We start from the raw sequence: 20,926 nt of genomic DNA, 5'->3' as shown, positions 1-20,926 counted from the left end.
TTTCCTCCAGATATTAACGCGGCCTCAACCAGCTCGATGGGTCAATAGGCTTGCCCCCCTGGCGAATCTCAAAATAAACAGCATCCCGGCCTTCAAAGCCAGAAAAAGCTATCACTTCCTGAGCAGCAACCATGTCTCCAAGCTTCTTTGTGAAACTGGCCACATGAGCATAGAGGGTATAAAACTTTTCTCCATGGTCGACAATCATCAGTTTACCATAACCACGCAGACGTTTGGCAAAGATGACTCTACCTGCAGCCGCAGCATTCACAGGGGTTCCGGAAGCCGCTTCTATATCGAAGCCATGACTCTCAATGAGCGTACCAAGATCGCCATGACGGCTGGTCCCAAAACCAACCCTTAGCTTGCCTGGGACAGGCCAAAACAAACGGCCCTTCTGCGAAGAAAGGCCATCCAAAGGCCCAGTATAGGGTTGCGTCTGCTCTGTTTCAAGTTTTTTAACGAGCCCGTTAAGACGCAAGGCCTTGGTCTTTAATTCCTGCACAACGCCTTCCAACAGGTCAGCATCCTGATTCACTTTAGCCAGCAGAGCTTTTTTACTGTTTCGTGCTCTGCGGAGAGCTTCCTTTTCGTCTTTGCGGCGGTCGACCACAGCGGCTTGCTTTTTACGCAAAGCCTCTAACTCAACCATAAGAACACGATGAGACTCCGATTGTTGGCGGTACTCGACGAGCAGGGCACGATCATGTCTGACCATTCTGGACAAGAAAACATACTTTTCGGCAATTTCACGCGGACTTTCCGCTTCTGAGAGCAAGGCTTTGATCAAACCGACTTCGCCGGTTTTGTAGAGGGCCACGAGACGGTGACGAATCTGTTGTTCAGTCTGGTCCTGTTGCTGTTCAATCTCTTTGAGGGAATGGCGCTGTTTTTCCAGGCGAGCAGAAAGCTCTGAGAGTTGTTGGTTACTTTTTTGAGTCAGCTTTTCAATTCTGCGCGTTTCAGCTGAGAGACGAGCGAGTTCTTCCGAGAGGGTACCGCTTTGCGACTCTTTGTTACGCAGCCCCTGCAAGGCCTCTTCGATCTGTTTCTGGATCTTATTGAGGCGTTCTTTGCTCTCATTCAGGTCGTCAGCAACAACAGCAGACGGGACAAATGACACAGCAAGACCGACAAACAACAGCGCACAAACCCTCTTGCCGATTGCGTCACGCAGCCTTTTCATGACACTCCGAAACGTACAAACTTACGCAAGGCAAAAAGACTACCCATCAGGCCGATGAGCCCGCCCCCAACGACCAACGAACCTTGCCAGACAGGCGGCAGGAAATGAATCGTGTCGATACCGGTGATCAACAGCAGACTTCCCAGGGTTTTTTGCAGAATAATCTGAAACACCAGAAAGCTCAAACCGAGTGCGGTTAATCCTCCAAGGAGCCCCTGAAGTGCACCCTCAACCAGGTAAGGCAGTTTGATGAACAGTGACGTCCCACCAACCATTGCCATTGCCTCAAGTTCATCCTGACGCGCATAGAGAGTCAGCTTGATCGTGTTGGCAACAATGATCAATGCCGCAAAAACCAGGAAGCCACCGAGCGCAGAACCCGCCACGCGCAACAAGAGGAGAAAAGCCTCCAGCTTCTCCAACCAGCCCTGGCCATATTGCAGGTCAGAAAAGCGTTGATCCTTGCGTAATCGTTCGACAACCGAGGTCAAAGACGACTTGCTGCGCCACTCACTACCAAGAGATATCTCCAGGGATGCCGGCAAGACATCTTCGCCAAGACCCTCTATCAGATCCGCATCGTCGCCGAGACGTTGGCTAAAACGCTCAAGCGCGGCCTTGGGAGACACGAAGGTGACCTTTTCCACCTCAGGATAGCTCTCAATCTCTTTGATCCAGCCATTAACAACTTTTTTTTCCGGGACATCCTCGAGATAAGCAACCACAGCCAGATTCTCACCCCATGAAGCGGTCAGTTGCTGAACGTTCAGAACGGCGATGGCAAAAAAGGCCAGAAGAGCCAGAGCGACGGCGACAGTGCCAATCGAGGCCAGGCTCAGCACAGGGCTTTGCCGCATGTTACGCAAGGCACGTTTCAGGAAATAACCAGAGCGTAAGAGCATCAGGGTTGCCCCGCTTTAACGGCAGTGCCACGAAAGAGTGGCAAATCATCATTGGCGAGACGACCCGCATCCAGCGAGACAATCCGTCTGGGGAACTCACGAATCAAGCTGCGATCATGTGTCGCCATAATAATGGTTGTGCCGCGGGCATTCGCCCCTTTGAAGAGACCCATGATATCAAGAGTCACTTCCGGGTCAAGGTTCCCTGTCGGCTCGTCCGCCAACAGGATCAGTGGATCAACCACCAGGGCTCGTGCGACAGCAACCCGTTGCTGTTCACCGCCGGAGAGTTGTAAAGGGTAATGATTGAGGCGATGTTCAAGCCCAACGCTTTTCAGGGTCTGGTAGACCTTCTTGCTGATTTCAAATCGCTTGCGGCCCTGAACCTCTAAAGGAAAAGCGACATTTTCAAAGACAGTACGTCGTTTCAGTAATTTGAAATCCTGGAAGATGATACCGAGATTGCGCCTGAGATAAGGGATACGAGCAGGCCCATAACGGGTGATATTGCGCCCGTTAACAAGGATCTGTCCACGCGTCGGGCGTTCAGCACAGTAGAGGAGTTTGAGCAGGGTGGACTTACCCGCACCGGAGGGCCCGGTCAGATAAACGAATTCGCCCTTCTCGACCTTGAGAGTGACATCGTTCAGAGCGTTCTGATCACGCTGGTATGCCTTGCAGACATTAAAGAGCTGAATCATAATCCTGCATCTGTAAAGATCGAATTAAAAGGACAGGCATAACCTGACGAGAACCAAAGGGGACCGAGTCAGTTCCAGTCATATAATGACTGATCATGACAGGGTCTGAAGTCTTGTGTCTACCAATCCCGGTAAGGAATACCGTTCAGCCCGATCAGGTCGCTACCACTATGCACGTCCTCCATCCCGCCCTCGGCAAACTCACCTTCAATAGAAGGGGTCGGTGCAACCTCTTCCCAGGTATCTGTTTCCTTAGTGAAGGGGTCACGAGGTATGTCACGCAGGTATTTACTGTCGACCAGGTCCTCGAGCGACTCGGGATATTTGATGTTATCGGCGAAATAAGCATCGATAGCACGACGCATCTGGTGCAAGTCTTCCATCAGTACTGCTTCGCGGGCCTTTATCAGGTTGCGCTGGTAGTTCGGCACAACAATGCTGGCCAGGATGCCGATGATGGACATGACGATCAGCAACTCGATCAGCGTAAAACCCCGCTGTGATCTTTTTTTATCTTGCAAGCTCATGCGTTTCACCACGTGTTGTAAGGTGTGCCATCCAGGGCCATTCGCTGACTCTGGGAATAAACATCGTAAACATCGTCACCACTGTAAAAAGTCGAATCCGGATCGTCCTTGTATGAGCGCAACCCCCAGCCCTCATCATACTCGTCGAAAGGGTCTTTCGGCAAACGCCGCAGATATTTGCGTTTATAAGGGTAGAGACCGCCCCAATCGTCGCCTTCCAAAAGAGACTCAAGGTCCTCCGGATAGCCGGTTTCGTCGATCGCAGCAATAATCTTTTTTTCTTCTACAGCCTTATCAAAATCAGCCTTGTAATGATCAATCGCGGTGCGAATTTCGCGCAAAGAGCGTCTCAGCTCCAATTCTTTGCCACGCATCGCTGTGACCTCGGCCATCGGCACAACCACCGTGGCAAGGACAGCCAGAATCGCCAGGGCAATAATCATCTCCAAGAGAGTCAGGCCACGTTGTCCTCTAGACCTTGATATGTAGTGCGACAGACTCAACGGATCTCTATTGTGACCGGCTCAGGAGCAACCTGCAGACGGACACCTTCCGGGTTACGGAAATTGACACGATTCACTTCAAGCGTCGTTTCTCCCTCTGTAAGAGCTTTGAAATTGAGGTTGAACAAAACGCCCGCCCCTGAAGCGCCCTTACCACCGGTTCCCTGCTTGTAACCGACAATAACCTGCCCCGTAGTGCGATTGGGGCTGCTGGAGAACACCGTGGACTGGCCATCTTGTTTGAGGAAAACTCCTTCATTGAGGCTCATCAGCTCAAGAATAGCCGGGTCATACTTGACAAAAAGAGGTGCGCTGTAAAGTTGCTCTACGTCTTTGACTTGTACGGCAAGAGAAAACTCAGAACCTTTTTTAACCTCTTTTGGCCCGGAAAAGTTAATGGAAGCAGGGGCTTTTTCAGGCATTGGCAAAACGATGGGCGCACCGATTTCCACCTGTTCAGTAAGCACTTCGAGTGGAACGGCTTCAACGGGTGGCATTACTTGTTCCGTAGGAACTATCGGTTGCGTCGGGACCGGTGTCTCGTTCAGCGATGGTGCCTCATCATCAGAAGTCATTTTCAACTGCGGGGGCTTGGCAGCAGGAGAAGTACGAGGCTGGGTCGCTTCTACCTCACTCAGCAAAGGCTGAGCAAAAGAACCAAAATTCGGTCCGTCCTTAAGATCGTCTTCTCCACCGGACCAGATAGTGGCAATATCGACATCAGGAAGTTCGACTTTTTTGATAATGTAGGGCGTTATCGACAGGATTATTTCGCGCTTCTCCTCAAAATTTGAGAAATTCGAGAACAGGTCGCCAAGAAATGGGATCTCACCGAGAAAGGGGAACGTGGTTTTAGTGCTACTGGTGTTATCTTCGAATAAGCCACCGAGGATGGTCCGTGCGCCATCAAGCAACACCAGGGAGGTCTGTGCATTGGTTGTAGTGAGAGCAATCGGTGATTCACCTGTTGTATCAGTAGAATCCAATCTTTCTGCCGTGCTGACTTCCAGCGTTATCTTCGTCAGGACGGTCCCATCAAGCTGCACCGTTGGTTCTATGTCGAGTTTAATACCGGAGTCAACATACTGGACGTTCTGAGTCGTTGAGTCGGAGGTGCCGACTTGTGTCGTAGTTACGATCGGGTCACGCTTGCCGATATGGACCTTGGCCTTTTCGTTGTTCTTGACCCTAATTTTAGGGCTCGCCAAAAGCTCTGTCGTGCTCAAGGTCTTCGCATAATCAAAAGTGGCCGAGGGAACCGTATAGAAGGTTTCTAGCCCGCTGAGACTTTGTGTGACTATAGAGTCGGGAATCGCGCCGATGACGCCGTCGGCACCTGTCACTGCACCAAAACCAACCTTTGTCGAATAAGTACTAAGCTTAGGGCCAAAATTCAGGTTATCTGTGTCCCTGACCGCAAGAACTTCGACATCAAAGAGCACCTCAGAATCCGAGCGATCAGCGGCTTGGAGAATCTGCTCCGCCAGTTTAATAACCTCTGGTTTATCACGTACGACGATAGCATTCCGCTCCTCGTGGACGTAAATCTTGCGTAACTGCAGCATGGTGCGCAACAGGTTGACTGCTTTCTTAGCATCGATATGTGACAGGTAGAAAGTTTGAATAATCTGGTCGTCATACTGTTTGTTTTTCTCGCGGGATTGCGGATAAATAATAATGGTCTTGCCGTTGAGGACTTTCTTATCAAGAGCGTTCATCTGTAGAATCAGTTCCATCGCCTGGAGGAAGCTGGCTTTTTCCAGAAGAACAGAAATGGACTGATCGCGAATCTCCTCATCAAAGATAAAGTTGATTCCACTCAGTTGCGACAGGATTCCAAAGACTTCTTTGATGTCAGCATCCTTGAAACTCAGGGTGATCGGCTCCTCTGAGGCCACGTCCAGTTCAATGCCATCCATAGAAATTTTCTTTTGATCGCGTTCGATTAGATCTTTGATCGCCAAAGCACGGGCATTCTGAGGGTCCAGCTTCAAAGATTTTTCGATGGCCTTTCTTGCCGGGAGCAGCTTTCCTGTTCCCCAGAAAGATGCACCTTCTTCAGCAAGTTTCTGAGCTTCAATAAGTTGTAGTAGCTCATTCGCTTCCTGAGCAGCGACCTCTACACTCTGGTCAAAACCTTCCGCTATACGATACTCTTCTACCGCCTCGGAATATTTACCTTCCTCTTTCAGAGCACGTGCTCTCCTGATATGCGTGGCTGCGGCACGTGTCTTGGCAGAGACCATTTTTAACCGATAGGTTTTGCTGCTGGGTTCTAACTCGATTGCTTCGGCATATTTTTCAATCGCCAGGTCGTAATTTTCTTCGTCGGCAAGAAGCTCGGCTTCTTCAAAAGCTGAACGAGCCTGCATGGCGGTGGTACACCCCCCAAGCCAAAGAACTGCAAGCAACAGGACGATCCATCCTGCAAAACGGACCTTATTGATTCGAACCATTGACTTCTCCCTCTAACGCATCCCCTTCGACAGGCGAGACAACGTCCTGCTCTCCTTCGGGGTTATTCTCTTCAATCGTCCCGGGGAAATCTTCTTCACTTCCCTGAGGTGCTGCAGGACGCAACATTCTCCGCTTTGGATTAAAAACCCGTGACTTCGGCTGACTGACCGTCTCCGCTGGTGGCAAATGAGCCGGTGCGCTGACCGATGCTTGTAATTTTTGATGTTCAATCAACGGGATGTCGATCAAAAAATCGCGTCCGTCAGGACGAACCAGCAAAAGGTCACCGCTGATATCCTCAACCGTAAACTCCAGATCAAGACCGAATTTTTCTCCACGCTTGGCGAGAAACAAACTGCCTTCACTGGAAAGAAAAACTGTTTTTTCACCACCCTTGTCCAGAAAGCCAAGAAAGGTAAACTGCGCCAGGGCTTGTTGAACAACTTCAACCGGCACCATCGGTTCTTCAATAACAACCGGTGGTGGCGCTTGAACCTCCGGTTCCTCAACGACAACGGCAATCGGCTCTGGCCGCCTTTGAACAAAGCGAAAGACATCACGCGTCGCGCCTGGGAACTCCTGCTCTTCTGATTCCAGAAAGGTAAAATCAATGCGCTCTTGAGAAACCTTCGATTGTAGTTTATCCGGTGCCTTTGCAACGACTGAACGTGTGCGTTTGCTCGCACTTCTCGGCGGGGCTTTCTCAAGCCTCGGGGTTGCAAAATAGGCATAAACCAGGCAAAGGGCCAGCACTCCCAGCAGAGACGCCAGTATCATGCGTTTGCGATTCATCACTCACGCCTCCCTGGCCGGAAAAGCGTTTCCAGGCTCAAACCCAACTTGACACCTTCGTTATCGACACTCTGCAGGCTGATCTGTTTGATCGTTATCAGTCGAACCGATTGTTCCAGAGAATAGATAAACTTTTTAACCTGCTCGTAGTCTCCCGCAACACTAAAATTAAGATCAAATTTGAGCAGCGGACTTTTTTTCAACATCTCAGAAGCATAGCTGATCTGAGTTATATTCAGGCGTGACTGACTGGAAAGAACCAGTAGTTCTTCTATCAACCCGGTGAATTCTCGGTATTCAGGCACCGCCTGCTCAAACTTTGAGAAATCCTGACTGGCAAAGACGTAGAGTTGTTCAGGAGTTTCTGCGCTCCCACCTTGATTACGCAGCAGTTGGCGGACCTCGGTTTGCCGTTTCAGGAAACGACCTTCTTCTGCAGCAACTTGTGGTACGACAAATTGCTCAAGAGCTACGGAGAGAGCAACATTTAAAACCAGCAGAATTCCGAGCAAAAGCAATGAGCCTCGGTGGGTTGTCCAGAGCAGTTTGAGAAGTTCTTTGATTCGCATCAGAAGGCCTCTCTTATCTGCAGGGAAAACCCGATCTGCATCTGGCCACGGCCACCGGGTTGCGACTCGATCTCAGCATGATTCTGAAGATAGGCCTGATTGAGATCGTCTGAGCCCAGCAGGTTATCAACAAAAGCTGTCATGGAGGCAACATCACGAGCAACGCAAGTAAGTTGAACAGATCGTTCTTTGAAATTCGGCCGGATTGAACGAAGACTGACATCGTCAGGAACAAGTTCTTCGAAACGGCTCAGCAACCTTGTCCAACGAAATTGATCCGCCGCCGCAAAATCGTTTGCCAGAGCAATACTCTCCCTGACAACGGCATGATTCTCGAGCGAGTAATTTGCCGGGACACCCGGTACAGTGGCGACCTGAGCTTCCAGTTCTTTAAAATGGTTCTCAAGCACACCCAACTGCCTGTAGTTCTGATAAGCGTGAAAGCCGTTGAAAATCAGCAACAAGACCATAAGAGTGCAGCCAAAGAGTATCCAGAGACGAACACTTTGCTTGTTCAGGTAAGGCTTGCTGGCAAGATTAAGTTTAATTTCCATAGGCTTCACATCATACGTTCTGCCGCGCCGAGGGCGGCAATGACAGAACCAACAGGCTGTAAACCGCCTGTTTTCCCATCACCACTAAAGCGCTTCAAGCCTGAATCCAGACACTTGACCTCACGCTCAAAGGCGGTTGAGAGGAGCTTGTCGATATCGCCGTCCATATCAGGATCAACATGGGCAAAGATAGCACAGCGCTTCATTGCCGGGAAAGACTCATAAGCTTTGACAAGAGTGCGGTGGATTTCCTGGAAAGCTCGTTGTGGGTCCACTTTGAATTCACGGACGCGCTGATAGCAGAGGCTGTGGCCAATCACATACTGGATGCTCAAAAGACCATGTTCCATTCCGACCAGAATGAACTCTTCGCCAAGGTCGAGACGCGGACGATAGTAATTGTAGAGGTTCAGTGAATGAAAATCGATTTGGATCGCATGCCTGTTGGCTTCATTGACGAGATCTTCATACTGTTCGAGAACAGGTTGGGCAATAGCTGCCACAACACATCGTTGCCGGCCATCGTCACGTTTTTCAAGGACCTGGTAATCAAGATTGATCTGGGCTGGCGGCGCCGGCAAATTCGATTTGAGCCGCCACTTGAGGATATCAACCCCCTCTTGATGAGTTTTAAATGGCGCATCCACATCTGTAAGATAAATGCGACCGGCGCGATCAGGCAGGCTCAGGGCAATACGCTCTTCTTGTCCTGCCAAAGCATCAACTCCGCGTCTTAAGCCTTCGACAAAGCGCCTGGCGTCACGAATGTTGGGCTGTCGGCTGGAAACGTCCAAAACCCCTTCCAGGCTTTCAAAGCGTAAACCGAGCAGGCGTGTATTGGGCCGGTTTCGTTGAAGAGCCGCGAAGTAAAGTCCGCCAGGCTGGACGTCGACACCGACAAATATCCTGCTCATGAGCCCCCCCCTGCTTTGTCAACGAAGGTGACTCGGTTGATCTCAGCCATCGTCGTCTCGCCCTTAAGCAATTTCTCTATGGCAGAATCTCGCAAGAACGAAGTGCCTGCAGCACGCGCCGCCTCTTTGAGCTGACTCACAGAAGCCTTTTTGATAATCAGGTCGCGTAAATTGTCATCCAGGTCAAGCAGCTCAAGAATGGCGGTACGGCCATGATAGCCCTGACCGTTACATTCCTTGCAGCCGGCCCCTTCGTAGAAGGTATGATCCTTAAGCTTGTCGTAATCGAGACCGGAGTCGATAAAGTCTTCACGTTCGTAAGTAACAGTTTGCTTGCAATGGACACAGATCTTGCGAATCAGCCGCTGAGCTGCCACACAGTTCAAGCTGGACACAAAATTATAAGCATCAATTCCCATGTGCAGAAAACGGCCAAGGACATCAAAAACGTTATTGGCATGCACAGTGGTGAAGACCAGGTGTCCCGTAAGAGCTGACTGGACAGCGATCTGAGCTGTTTCCGGGTCACGGATCTCGCCAACCATGATCTTATCGGGGTCATGACGCAGGATGGAGCGTAGACCGCGGGCAAAGGTCAACCCCTTCTTCTCGTTGACCGGAATCTGGACGACCCCCTTGAGCTGGTATTCAACGGGGTCTTCTATGGTGATAATCTTTTCCTGTTCGTTATAAATCTCCGTCAAAGCTGCATAAAGAGTCGTCGTCTTACCGCTACCGGTCGGGCCGGTGACCAGAACCATACCGTAAGGCTCACGGATCATGCGACGAAAACGAGTTAACTCATGCCCTTCGATGCCAAGGACATCGAGAGTCAAACCGTGCAGATCCTTGGCGATACTTTCTTTGTCGAGGATACGGATAACCGCATCTTCACCAAAAATACTCGGCATGATGGAGACACGGAAGTCTATCGACTTGCCCGCCATGCGCACTTTAAAGCGACCGTCCTGGGGTATACGCCTCTCAGAGATATCGAGTTCACTCATGACCTTGATACGTGAGATGATTGGCCCCTGGAAGCGGCCGTCCAAAGGCTCCGTGGCACGGAACAGGACACCATCGACCCGGTACTTGATCTGCACGCCATCAGGGCTGCTCTCGATATGAATATCACTGGCGCGCTTGTTTAGCGCATCAAAGAGGGTTGAATCGATCAAACGAATAATCGGACTGCTGTCATCGGTCAATTTTTCAATCGACAGGACCTCTTCGCCTTTGTCTGTCTCTTTGACCAGCTGCAGCTTGAAGTCTTCCGAGACCTCCTGCAGAACCTGCTTTGATCCCTGAGCCTGCCCAAGGTGGGCGGTGATTTTACTGCGAGCAGCGACCTGACAGACGAGTTGCATATCAAGCTGCATTTCGAGGTCATCGAGCTCTGCAACATTGGTCGGGTCGGAGATCGCGATCACCAGACCCTCTTCAGTTTTCTGCAGAGGGATAAAATTATAGCGGATGGATAACTCGGGCGGGAGACTCTCGCCCAGCGCAGGGTCTGCAACGATAGTGTCGAGGTCAGCGTACTCAAGGCCAAACTGCTGGGCAAGGGCCTGCGCGACGACATCATCGGAAAGCACACCACGAGCGATGGCCGTTTCACCGAAGCGCTGACCGGACTCGCGCTGTTGATCGACGACAAGACGCACTTCCGCCGGAGCAAGAGCCCCCATCTCGACCAGGATTTCACCGATTTTACGATGTTCAAACAGCATATTCAATGCTCCAGCCTACTGTACCGTACCTGCCATTTGAAAAATGGGAATGTACATGGCAACGACAATTCCACCGATCAAGAGCCCCATAGTCATCATCATTAATGGCTCTACCATCGTTGTCAGTCGATCAAGTCGTCGCTCGACCTCATCCTCGTAATATTCTGAGACATCCGTCAGCATATCCACCAGAGAGCCACTGGTTTCACCCACACCGATCATACGTAAGGCAATGACCGGAAAATTTCCGGTTTGTTCCAGAGCTTCCGAAATCTTGGCGCCCTCATTGATGCGATTAACCGCCGCCGAGAGGTTTGTTTCTAGAACTCGATTATTCAAAGTTGCACGCGACATCTGCATCGCCTGAACAATCGGAATACCGCTGGCGAGCGTTGTCGCAAAGGTTCTACAGAATGTCGACAGAGCATATTCGTTAAGCATTTCACCAAAGAACGGCAGCTTCAGTTTGACACGATCTACTTGAAAGGCTCCAACATCAGTACGGGCATAAGCTCTTAACAGGAAAAATGTAATCAACAAAGCGGGCAACCAAACCGGCAAGCCAGACACCAGGCCATTGGCCAGAGCGATCACCATGCGGGTCAATAAAGGCAATTGCAAATTTGCATCAGCGTAGACCTGGGTGAAACTTGGAATGACATATAACAGCAGGAACGCAAGAACAACAGTCACCGCGAGCCCCAAGAGAATCGGATAAAAGGTCGCGCTGCGAACCTTCGCCCTGATCGCTTCTACTCGTTTCTGATATTCGATATAGCGCGCAAGAGTAACCGGCAAATCACCCGACTGCTCTCCGGCGCGCAACGAAGCAACATAGAGCTGAGGAAACATCTTCGGAAAACGTTCGAAGGCATCGGACAATGAACTGCCGCCTTTCACGTCACTACGAATATCCTGCAGAGTATTGAGCAGGCTTCCTGGCTCCATGCGATCAACCAGGGTGTCGAGAACCTGAAGAATCGGCAACCCGGAGCGGATCAGAACCAACATTTCCTGGTTTAAGCCAAGAAAGCGGCGACCGCTTATACTCCCACCACCGGCGCCCTTGCTAAACCATTGCAGAGACGCCTTCCGGATTTTGAATACAAAAAAACCCTGCTCTTCCAGACTCACCTGAAGAGCTGCACGACTGTCCGCCTCGAACTCCTTTTCGAGGACCCGACCATCGGAGGTTCCAATTTTACAGCGGTAGGTTGACATTAGCCTAGATTTTTAACACATTCCCTAAATAAATTGAATGAAAATAACCTATTAAATCGACCTGAAACGAAAAATGGCCGGTCAAAAATGACCGGCCACTCGCCTTGTGAACAAACAACACAATTAATAGTCTTTAGCGTCATGCTCAACCCCGTGACAATTCAGGGAGCAGGACCCGTGCCGCGCAGAATATCCTTGCGCATCGAACTTCAATTTGCCTGCTGCATTCTCAAAGACCACGTCCTCGTTGAACTTGAGTAAATTCGTATATTGAGTACTTCCGTGAGCATCGTGGCAAGTAAAACATGAAGTGCCATCTTGCCCTCCCATACGCCCCTGAATATGTAACGAATGATAAGGGAAACTTTCGTTGGACAAGATGCTCACGCGATCATGGCACTTATAGCATAGAGCATAGGCCTGCTCACTCTCAGGACGCTCATCATCCGTCTGGTAATTCAAGACCAGCAAGCCCTGATTTTCTGAGCCATGAGGTCCCTTGGGACCCGCGGGATCGTCGCTACCATGACAATCCCCACAGCTTATTTGAGAAACCTCATTCGGCCTTTTTTTCTGCGCGACATAAGGATCCTTGAGACTGATGACGACCGTGTTCTTGCCCTCGCCTTCGACCGGATGAAAAGAGGGGTTGGTCGTTTTGAACTCTGCGTGTTTATCAGAGGAGTTCCCTGGCAGATTGGCACTTTCCGAGTGACAGCGGTAACAGAGTTCGTACTCATTTTCGATCTCAGTGATCAAAGTGCCAACCCGCCGCCCTTGCAAGCCTCTAAAGGGCTTGCCCTTTTCAACAACGTGGGGGTTGTGGCAATCCACACATTCTGAATGGCGGGCCGCGTTAACAACCTCTTCCGGCAGCGCTTCGAGCTGCCTGTGAACACCCTGAACTGTTAAAACCGGATGATTATAGGGTTTGCGTAGCTCGTTCGATATATCACGCAGAAGGCTCGCTCCTTGAGATTTCAGGTAGCCACCCTGTACCATAAGATCACGAGCTCCAGCGTCCCCGTGGCAGGTAAGACACGAGCTCTCTTCCCCGCTCAAGGCCATGGTCATGCCTCTGTGACAAGCGCGACAGCTTTTAGCTACTAATGATTTATTGCTATGTGAACCGCTTAAAAAATTTTGTTTTGCGATGGCATCAGAAGGCAATACTAAAAACGTTAAAGCAAAAATAGTGTACAAGAAAAGGACACAAGCTAGCCTCGGCAACGCCTCATATAAGTCTTTGTCGTTCATACTAACCACAATCATATTCCTGGCCCTGGGTTATGATCACCAGCAGGAAGGCCAGGAGTGCCTCCAATGTGGCACTGGTTACATACATCATCATAGGGATCAACAATAGGTGTTGCTCTATGCCTCCAGAAAGGCACAGAATAGCCATCCGCCTTTGTATCCTCATGGGGATCATGGCAAGTCGTACATTGCATCTTGTTCTCGCCATCAAGCGGGGTAAAAACTGTTAGATTCAGCGGCAACTGATAGGTTGTTCCAGGCCGGGCAGTATTTATATCGGCAAGTACAGCATTATCGTAAACAAATGAGATCGGATGAGACGTCGAAAGGTCTTGGCTAGAAGCACTCGCTGCTCCAATAACAAAGTCGCCGCGGACATTGTCAGTGACCACATCCTGCCCGCCGAGCATGGCAATTGACGTGCCATCATTCAGAATACCCATCGCCGTGACGCCATCATGACAGGAAAGGCATAGCCGAGAAGCTCCGCTGGGGTAGGGATCCGGCCCGGCAAGCTGGTATTTGCTGTGATCCACGGAGTTCGCAGGGGATCCGGGAAGATCTCCCTTAATGACCAATTGTCCTCCATAAAGCTTAAAGGTCGAGGAGTTAGGATCAGAGCGGCTCCAAAGAGTCGACCCCGGCGTTGCAGAATGTGGAGTATGACAAAAAATGCAGATCTGGTCCGTACCTCCCGTCGAAACAGGTTGAGCGTGTGGTCCTCCATGGGTCGCGGAGCTCGAAAGGTTATGTTTATTATCAGTGTCTGAGACAGGTATTGACATGACCACATCAGCTGAGACCATAGAAAGGACAATAAGTAGAAACACAAAAAAATATTTATTCTGCGACATGATCAACTACCTAGTGTGGCCGTAAATTGCGTGTAGACATGACGTGTAGTGTTAAACACAAACAACAATATATGCAAAGAATACGCCACAACAGGCTCAAGTAAGGGTTGTCTGAAGTCTAATGAAGCAGCTTAAACACCTGAACACGGTGGTTGTAAGAGTCTGCGACAAACAAACGGTCTTCATGATCAACAAAAAGCCCGGCGGGCAGATTGAATCGACCGGGCTGGCCGCCCGACCCCCCGAAAAACATCAGGAGATTTCCCGCCAAATCAAATACCTGGATATTGTCAAATGCCGAGTCCGACACAAAAACATGGCCGGCCCGATCCACAGTAAGCCCCTTTGGCCTCGCAAAATAACCCGCCGCATCTCCTGGCCGGCCAATAGTCCCGAGCAAAGACCCCTGCGCATCCTGGACCTCAACGGTAAAAAATATTGCGTCGAGAACCAGAACTTCATCATTTGGTCCCAAAGCAACAGTGAGTGGCTTTCTGAAACGGCCATCTGGAGTTAGCCGGCTTTGCAGCTTTTTCGCTAAAGATCCATCAACATTAAAAACGTAGACAGACTCACCCATGACATCTGCAACATACAACCGACCTGTCGAGTCTAAAGCCAATCCAGCAGGGCGTTTAAAACCACCTGTCGGGCCCCAGCTTTCAAGATAATTCCCTTCGAAATCGAGAACGAAGATTTTTGGGCTTCCGGCATCCGCCAAAAAGACCCGTCGAGACGCTTCATCAACAGCGATCCCGCTCGGCGAAAAGAGCCGAGCACCTGCAAACTCCTGAAAATAATCGACCTTTTTACGATTCAGGTCGAGACGATAGAGCATGCGAGATCCGTTATCTGCGACCCAAATCAATCCAGACTGACTGGTTGCGACAGCAAAAGGACTGAGCAAGGGAAGCTCTTTTTGGCGCTCACCAAGAAACCAATCCAAAACCCCGGAAGTTCGACCCTTAACTTTAAAATCCTGAGGCCCATTCAAGTTGCGAAGAAAGCTGATTCTCGGTTCATCGGGGGGGGGCGGCCAAACAAGATCAATGGTTTCGTCCTGCCAGAGAAATGGCTGTGTCGACGCACCGACACAGCCATTTAGCGAACCCAACACGATAATGAGAAGAAGGAATGGAAGGCCTCTCGACATTTTTGTCACAATTTATTGGTCAAAGCGTTCAATGGGATACTGATCTTTCAGTTTAGACATCCAAGCTTCATATAATTGCTTACGCTTAGTCTCTGCAAGCTGGGTGCGTATTTTAGGTGCGGCTTCTTCAAACGTCAACTGACGCGCTTCATCCACGGCATCAAGCTTGATGATATGAAACCCGTACATCGTCTTCACAAGGTCTGAGATATCACCGGGCTGCAAATTTTTAACAGCTTCATCAAACTCCGCAACAGTTTGCCCTCCTTGAAAAGAGCCCAGACTGCCACCGACATATTTACTTCGGTCGTCCGATTCATAATAAGCCAGGTTATAAAAGTCTTCGCCGTCCCTAGCTCTAGCGAGCAGATCCTCTGCACGAGATTTTAGTAATTGTCGTTCTTCAGCATTAGAGGCAGGATCAACTTTCACCAGAATGTGGCTTGCTGTATATGTTTTGGGCTGAAAAAACATTTCCCCATGCTTTGCATAAAAAGAAGAAACCTCTTCATCAGAGAATTTAAGTTTGTCATTCACTACTATTTCTTCAGCACGCTGCGCAAGTAATTGACGATACAGGCCTGCTCTCACTTTCCCCCAAAGATAAGGACTTGACGTTTCTGAAAAGTTTTGGGTACTACTAAGCACTTTTTCCCATTCTTTATCAAACGTGGCGGGATCAACTGCAATTTCTTCGTCGATAGCATAAAGAGCTTTGTAGGCAATAGTAATCAACTCATCTTCAGCCTGCTCTTTAATCTCATTTAATTTTTCGGTTTTTAATCCACCATGAAAACTCAGCTGCATAGGCATGATCTTTTGGAGCCGAAGATCAAAATCCATCTTTGTAAGAACAATATTGCCAACCTTCAGGATATCTTTATCCTCATTTTTATTTTGCTCTGCAAAAGCAACAGAAAAAGATAAACAGTAGAGCAACACAAAGAGAACACCAACAAATCTAGTTAACAAAAGCATACAAGCTTCTCCTTAAAGTACTATTTGAAACAGCTGCGAATAAAATAATTACCAGTAAGAAACTTATAAAAAATCCCAATCAAAGTCAATAAAACTAAAAGAAAGAGGCGACCCCCACTACAGGAATCACCTCGATTAAAAATGGCGGGGCTGACGGGACTCGAACCCGCGACCTCCGGCGTGACAGGCCGATGTTGTAACCGACTCTACTACAGCCCCCGAACAAATTGTAAATATGGTGGGCGAAACAGGGCTCGAACCTGTGACCCTCGGCTTGTAAGGCCGATGCTCTCCCAGCTGAGCTATTCGCCCATATTTTAATGGCGGGGCTGACGGGACTCGAACCCGCGACCTCCGGCGTGACAGGCCGATGTTGTAACCGACTCTACTACAGCCCCGCATAAAGATAGAAAATAGGAAACGCTTTTAAGGGAAAACCCATCTTTAAACGTTTCCTATTTTCAACTGCTCCACAACTGTTCCAGAGAAACTCTGAAACAATCATGTCTTCAACTATTTAGTTGATGGAATCTTTCAATGCCTTGCCAGCCTTGAACTTAGGAACCTTGGCTGCAGGGATTTCGATCTTCGCACCAGTCTGAGGGTTCTGGCCAGTACGTGCAGCACGGTCGCCCACGCTGAAAGTACCAAAACCAACCAAAGAGACCTTCTCGCCTGCCTTCAGAGCATCAGTAACAGCATCCGTAAATGCCTTGAGTGCCTTCTCTGCATCGGCCTTGCTCAGTCCCGCCTTCTCTGCAATTGAATTAACAAGATCAGCCTTAGTCACAACATACCTCCACTAGTAAAAGAATGATTAAGCCCTGCTGAAAACGGGATTATATATATCAGAGGCTCCAAAATTGAGTCAAGAAATAATTGGTTAAAACGGTCAGTGATGTACCGATTTTTCTGGCTCTAAGGAGTATTCTGTATTGTCAGCCGAAGACGTCACAGAAAAGCTACCCAAAATCGCTTCATCAAGGACCTTATCCATATGCGCGACAGGGATTATCTCCAAAGAGCGACGAATCGTCATGGGCACATCCTCAAGATTCTTTTCATTCTCTTGAGGAATCAGGATTCGATGAATTCCGGCACGTTTTGCTGCCAAAAGTTTCTCTTTCAACCCACCGATCGGAAGAACTCGACCACGCAGCGTAATCTCACCCGTCATCGCCAAGTCCTGATCGACAGCCAACCCGGTCAACGCAGAAGCCAGAGCTGTTGCCATGGTAATGCCAGCAGACGGCCCATCCTTCGGAATAGCTCCCTCTGGGACATGGATATGGATATCAATACTGCTATAGAAGTCCTCTTCCAGGCCGAGAGGGCTCCAACGAGAACGGACGTAACTGAGCGCTGCCTGAGCTGATTCCTGCATAACCTCACCGAGTTTACCTGTAACGGTCAGTTTGCCCTTACCAGGCAAGATTGTCACTTCAATGGTCAGCAGCTCACCACCGACCTCGGTCCAGGCAAGGCCATTAACCAGACCGACACCATGCTCCTCTTCACGCACTCCGAAGCTGTAGCGAGGCACGCCCAAGTACTTTTTGATCTGCGGTCCACCGACTTGGAAGCGCTTACCTTGCTGGCCAGCCTTGACGACTTGTCGAGCAATCTTACGGAAAACGTTCGCGATCTCGCGCTCGAGATTACGCACGCCGGCCTCCCTGGTATAACGACGAACGATTTCCAGCAACGCGGCCTCTGAAAATTTAACCTGCTCAGCCTTGAGACCATGGGTTTCCAATTGCTTGGGCAGCAGGTAACGCTCGGCGATATGAACCTTCTCTTCTTCGGTGTAGCCTTCCACGTGAATGACTTCCATGCGATCACGTAGTGGCCCGGGGATCGAATGCAGCGTATTGGCTGTGGCGATAAACATGACCGAGGAGAGGTCGTAATCAACATCCAGGAAATGATCAGCAAAAGTGTTGTTCTGTTCAGGATCCAGAACTTCGAGCAACGCCGACGAAGGGTCACCGCGAAAGTCCGTACTCATCTTGTCGACCTCGTCGAGAAGGAACACGGGGTTGCGCATACCGACCTTGCGTAAACCTTGAATAACCTTGCCAGGCATAGCGCCAATGTAGGTACGACGATGACCACGGATCTCGGCCTCGTCACGAACACCGCCGAGAGAGACGCGGAGGAACTTACGGCCCATGGCACGGGCCACAGAACGACCGAGCGAAGTTTTGCCGACTCCGGGAGGGCCGACCAGGCAGAGGATCGGGCCCTTGATTTTTTTCACCAGGGCCTGCACCGCCAGATACTCGAGGATTCGCTCTTTAACCTTCTCCAGACCGTAATGATCCTCATCGAGGATCTCTTCCGCTTTATCCAAGTCAATCTGATCCTTGGTGCCCTTCTTCCACGGCAACGCCACCAGCCAGTCGATGTAATTACGCACAACCGTGGCTTCTGCCGACATAGGCGACATCATCTTGAGCTTGCGCAGCTCTGCCGTCGCTTTCTCGGTCGCTTCTTTGGACATGCGCGACTTGGAAATCTTCTCTTCCAGCTCGCGCAATTCCTGTTTGAACTCGTCTTTTTCACCGAGCTCCTTCTGAATGGCTCGCATCTGTTCATTCAGATAGTATTCTTTCTGGCTGCGCTCCATCTGGCTTTTGACACGATTGCGGATCTTTTTTTCGATCTGCAGGATCTCAACTTCACGCTCCATCAGTGCCAGCAGTTTTTCAAGGCGCAACAGGGAGTCCATCTCTTCGAGGACCTCCTGCTTGTCCGAAATCTGAACGGTCAAGTGTGCGACGATGGTATCGGCAAAGCGGCCGGGCTCTTCGACGCCGGCTACCGAGGTGACCATCTCCGCAGGAATTTTTTTGCTGAGGTTGGCATACGTCTCGAAAGTGTTGTTCACGCTGCGCATCAGGGCTTCCTGCTCAGGTGAGTCAGCTTCCTGATCGGGCAACTCCTGCAAGGAAGCAAAGATACACTCTTCGGTGTAATCGAGATCGATAAGGCGTGCTCGGACCTGACCTTCGATCAGGACCTTGACAGTTCCATCAGGGAGTTTGAGCATCTGCACAACCTGCCCCAGGGTTCCCATCTCAAACATGTCATCCGCCAGGGGATCGTCAGTTTTGGGGTCTTTCTGAGTGACAAGCAGAACCAGCTTCTCATGCTCCATGGCCCATTCCAGTGCTTGAATCGACCGTGGTCGGCCAACAAACAGGGGAGTCACCATGTGTGGAAAGATAACGATGTCCCTTAGAGGCAGGACAGGATATGTATCTGGTTTTACAGCGTCAGGCAGGGATTCTTCTGAGAGTTCTGTCATAGAAATATCTTCCAGCTGAGCACACGCCCGACAGGAACTCTATCAGGCCGACTCGGCGTGTTCGTAGATAACAATAGGCTGGGTGCCTTTAAAAACCACATCTTCGTTGATCATGACTTCTCGGACACGATCCTGAGAAGGGATATCATACATAACGTCAAGCATAGCATTCTCTAGGATGGAGCGCAGCCCTCGCGCACCTGTTTTGCGCTTGAGAGCCTCTGCAGCAACGGCAACCAGTGCACCATCACTGAAGCGGAGATCAACGCCCTCCATGTCGAAGAGCTTCTGGTACTGTTTGACCAGGGCATTTTTCGGCTCGCTAAGGATTCGAACCAAAGCCTCCTCATCCAATTCGTCAAGCGTTGCCACGATCGGCAGACGACCGATAAACTCTGGAATCAGGCCATACTTGAGCAAATCACCCGGCTCAACCTGGCAGAGGACTTCGCCGATCTTTTCTTCTTTCTGCTGGGCTGAATCGGCACCGAAGCCCATGGTTTTTGCGCCAACACGCTGGCCGATCACTGTTTCAAGGCCGGAAAAAGCGCCGCCACAGATAAACAGTATATTGGTCGTATCAACCTTGAGGAATTCTTGCTGGGGATGCTTGCGACCACCCTTTGGCGGTACACTGGCGGTCGTACCCTCGATGATCTTGAGCAAAGCCTGCTGGACACCTTCTCCAGACACATCACGGGTAATCGATGGAGAGTCTGACTTGCGGGCAATCTTATCGACTTCGTCGATATAGATAATGCCCTTCTGTGCTTTTTCCAGGTCGTAATCAGCTGCCTGCAGAAGGCTCAGGATAATATTCTCAACGTCTTCACCAACGTAACCAGCTTCAGTCAAATTGGTGGCATCGGCAATAGCGAAGGGAACATCAAGAACCCGGGCGAGAGTCTGGGCGAGTAAAGTCTTACCACTACCGGTCGGCCCGAGCAGCAGGATGTTACTCTTCTGAATTTCAACATCGCCAGCCTTTTCAGAAGCCTCGACGCGTTTGTAGTGGTTGTAAACAGCAACGGCCAGAACCTTCTTGGCGCGCTCCTGGCCAATCACAAAATCGTCCAGAACGTCCTTAATTTCAACCGGTTTAGGAAGCTGACCGCCTCCTAAAGGCACCTCTTCAAGCTGAGCTTCCTCGGCGATAATATCTTTGCAGAGCTCGATACACTCGTCGCAGATATAAACTGCCGGGCCGGCAATCAGCTTCTTCACCTCTTCCTGTGCTTTACCACAGAACGAGCAGGTCAATTGGTCGCCACTACCATTCTTCTGGGTCACTATCTCACCTCTTTGAAAGACTCTATCT

At 50.1% G+C, this 20,926-nt stretch carries 19 protein-coding genes and 3 tRNA genes; all 22 read right to left on the bottom strand.

Annotation, left to right across the window (positions count from 1 at the left end; translation table 11 throughout):
* Window positions 1-13: 13 nt before the first annotated feature.
* Window positions 14-1,186: a peptidoglycan DD-metalloendopeptidase family protein gene (locus P9J64_07855; GenBank protein MDG5468231.1), complete on the bottom strand. Its 1,173-nt coding sequence runs from the start codon at window positions 1,184-1,186 to the stop codon at window positions 14-16.
* On the bottom strand, window positions 1,183-2,088 hold the full coding sequence (locus tag P9J64_07850; GenBank protein MDG5468230.1) for a permease-like cell division protein FtsX: 906 nt from the start codon (window positions 2,086-2,088) through the stop codon (window positions 1,183-1,185). Before P9J64_07850 ends, P9J64_07855 begins: the two co-directional genes overlap by 4 nt.
* Window positions 2,088-2,789 (bottom strand): cell division ATP-binding protein FtsE, encoded by a 702-nt coding sequence (ftsE, locus tag P9J64_07845; GenBank protein ID MDG5468229.1) that lies wholly within the window; start codon window positions 2,787-2,789, stop codon window positions 2,088-2,090. The genes P9J64_07850 and ftsE overlap by 1 nt, the downstream gene beginning before the upstream one ends.
* Before the next feature lie 119 nt (window positions 2,790-2,908).
* Complete coding sequence (locus P9J64_07840) at window positions 2,909-3,316, bottom strand: type II secretion system protein (GenBank protein ID MDG5468228.1); 408 nt, start codon at window positions 3,314-3,316, stop codon at window positions 2,909-2,911.
* Window positions 3,317-3,321: 5 nt separating this feature from the next.
* The gene (locus tag P9J64_07835; GenBank protein MDG5468227.1) at window positions 3,322-3,813 is read right to left on the bottom strand and encodes a type II secretion system protein; all 492 of its coding nucleotides are present in this window, start codon (window positions 3,811-3,813) and stop codon (window positions 3,322-3,324) included.
* Between the two features lie 2 nt (window positions 3,814-3,815).
* Window positions 3,816-6,275, bottom strand: a complete 2,460-nt coding sequence (locus tag P9J64_07830; protein ID MDG5468226.1) for a cohesin domain-containing protein — start codon at window positions 6,273-6,275, stop codon at window positions 3,816-3,818.
* Window positions 6,259-7,071: a hypothetical protein gene (locus P9J64_07825; GenBank protein MDG5468225.1), complete on the bottom strand. Its 813-nt coding sequence runs from the start codon at window positions 7,069-7,071 to the stop codon at window positions 6,259-6,261. Before P9J64_07825 ends, P9J64_07830 begins: the two co-directional genes overlap by 17 nt.
* Entirely contained in the window at window positions 7,068-7,637 is a 570-nt protein-coding gene (gene pilO, locus P9J64_07820; protein ID MDG5468224.1) for a type 4a pilus biogenesis protein PilO, read from the bottom strand. Before pilO ends, P9J64_07825 begins: the two co-directional genes overlap by 4 nt.
* Entirely contained in the window at window positions 7,637-8,191 is a 555-nt protein-coding gene (locus P9J64_07815) for a PilN domain-containing protein (protein MDG5468223.1), read from the bottom strand. Before P9J64_07815 ends, pilO begins: the two co-directional genes overlap by 1 nt.
* Window positions 8,192-8,196: 5 nt before the next feature.
* Window positions 8,197-9,105, bottom strand: a complete 909-nt coding sequence (locus P9J64_07810; GenBank protein ID MDG5468222.1) for a hypothetical protein — start codon at window positions 9,103-9,105, stop codon at window positions 8,197-8,199.
* Window positions 9,102-10,835, bottom strand: a complete 1,734-nt coding sequence (locus P9J64_07805) for a GspE/PulE family protein (GenBank protein ID MDG5468221.1) — start codon at window positions 10,833-10,835, stop codon at window positions 9,102-9,104. Before P9J64_07805 ends, P9J64_07810 begins: the two co-directional genes overlap by 4 nt.
* Before the next feature lie 15 nt (window positions 10,836-10,850).
* Window positions 10,851-12,056 (bottom strand): type II secretion system F family protein, encoded by a 1,206-nt coding sequence (locus P9J64_07800; protein ID MDG5468220.1) that lies wholly within the window; start codon window positions 12,054-12,056, stop codon window positions 10,851-10,853.
* 123 nt (window positions 12,057-12,179) lie between these two features.
* Window positions 12,180-13,130 carry a cytochrome c3 family protein gene (locus P9J64_07795; protein MDG5468219.1) on the bottom strand — a complete coding sequence of 317 codons (951 nt, stop codon included), beginning with the start codon at window positions 13,128-13,130 and terminating at the stop codon, window positions 12,180-12,182.
* A gap of 194 nt (window positions 13,131-13,324) precedes the next feature.
* Window positions 13,325-13,891 (bottom strand): hypothetical protein, encoded by a 567-nt coding sequence (locus tag P9J64_07790; GenBank protein MDG5468218.1) that lies wholly within the window; start codon window positions 13,889-13,891, stop codon window positions 13,325-13,327.
* A 394-nt stretch (window positions 13,892-14,285) separates the two neighbouring features.
* A complete protein-coding gene (locus P9J64_07785) occupies window positions 14,286-15,320 on the bottom strand; it encodes a hypothetical protein (protein MDG5468217.1) in 1,035 nt (344 codons plus the stop codon).
* A gap of 12 nt (window positions 15,321-15,332) precedes the next feature.
* Entirely contained in the window at window positions 15,333-16,298 is a 966-nt protein-coding gene (locus P9J64_07780) for a peptidylprolyl isomerase (protein MDG5468216.1), read from the bottom strand.
* A gap of 142 nt (window positions 16,299-16,440) precedes the next feature.
* A tRNA-Asp gene (locus tag P9J64_07775) sits at window positions 16,441-16,517 on the bottom strand.
* A 17-nt stretch (window positions 16,518-16,534) separates the two neighbouring features.
* Window positions 16,535-16,610 (bottom strand) — tRNA-Val (locus tag P9J64_07770).
* 9 nt (window positions 16,611-16,619) lie between these two features.
* A tRNA-Asp gene (locus P9J64_07765) sits at window positions 16,620-16,696 on the bottom strand.
* A gap of 119 nt (window positions 16,697-16,815) precedes the next feature.
* On the bottom strand, window positions 16,816-17,088 hold the full coding sequence (locus P9J64_07760) for an HU family DNA-binding protein (protein ID MDG5468215.1): 273 nt from the start codon (window positions 17,086-17,088) through the stop codon (window positions 16,816-16,818).
* 102 nt (window positions 17,089-17,190) lie between these two features.
* Window positions 17,191-19,608 carry an endopeptidase La gene (gene lon, locus P9J64_07755; GenBank protein MDG5468214.1) on the bottom strand — a complete coding sequence of 806 codons (2,418 nt, stop codon included), beginning with the start codon at window positions 19,606-19,608 and terminating at the stop codon, window positions 17,191-17,193.
* 42 nt (window positions 19,609-19,650) lie between these two features.
* The gene (gene clpX / locus P9J64_07750) at window positions 19,651-20,898 is read right to left on the bottom strand and encodes an ATP-dependent Clp protease ATP-binding subunit ClpX (protein MDG5468213.1); all 1,248 of its coding nucleotides are present in this window, start codon (window positions 20,896-20,898) and stop codon (window positions 19,651-19,653) included.
* Window positions 20,899-20,926 lie beyond the last annotated feature (28 nt).

The sequence above is a fragment of the Deltaproteobacteria bacterium IMCC39524 genome, assembly GCA_029667085.1.
In the GTDB taxonomy this organism is placed as follows: domain Bacteria; phylum Desulfobacterota; class Desulfuromonadia; order Desulfuromonadales; family BM103; genus M0040.
Note: the sequence above shows the minus strand (reverse complement) of the source record. Positions and strands in the feature narration are given on the sequence as shown.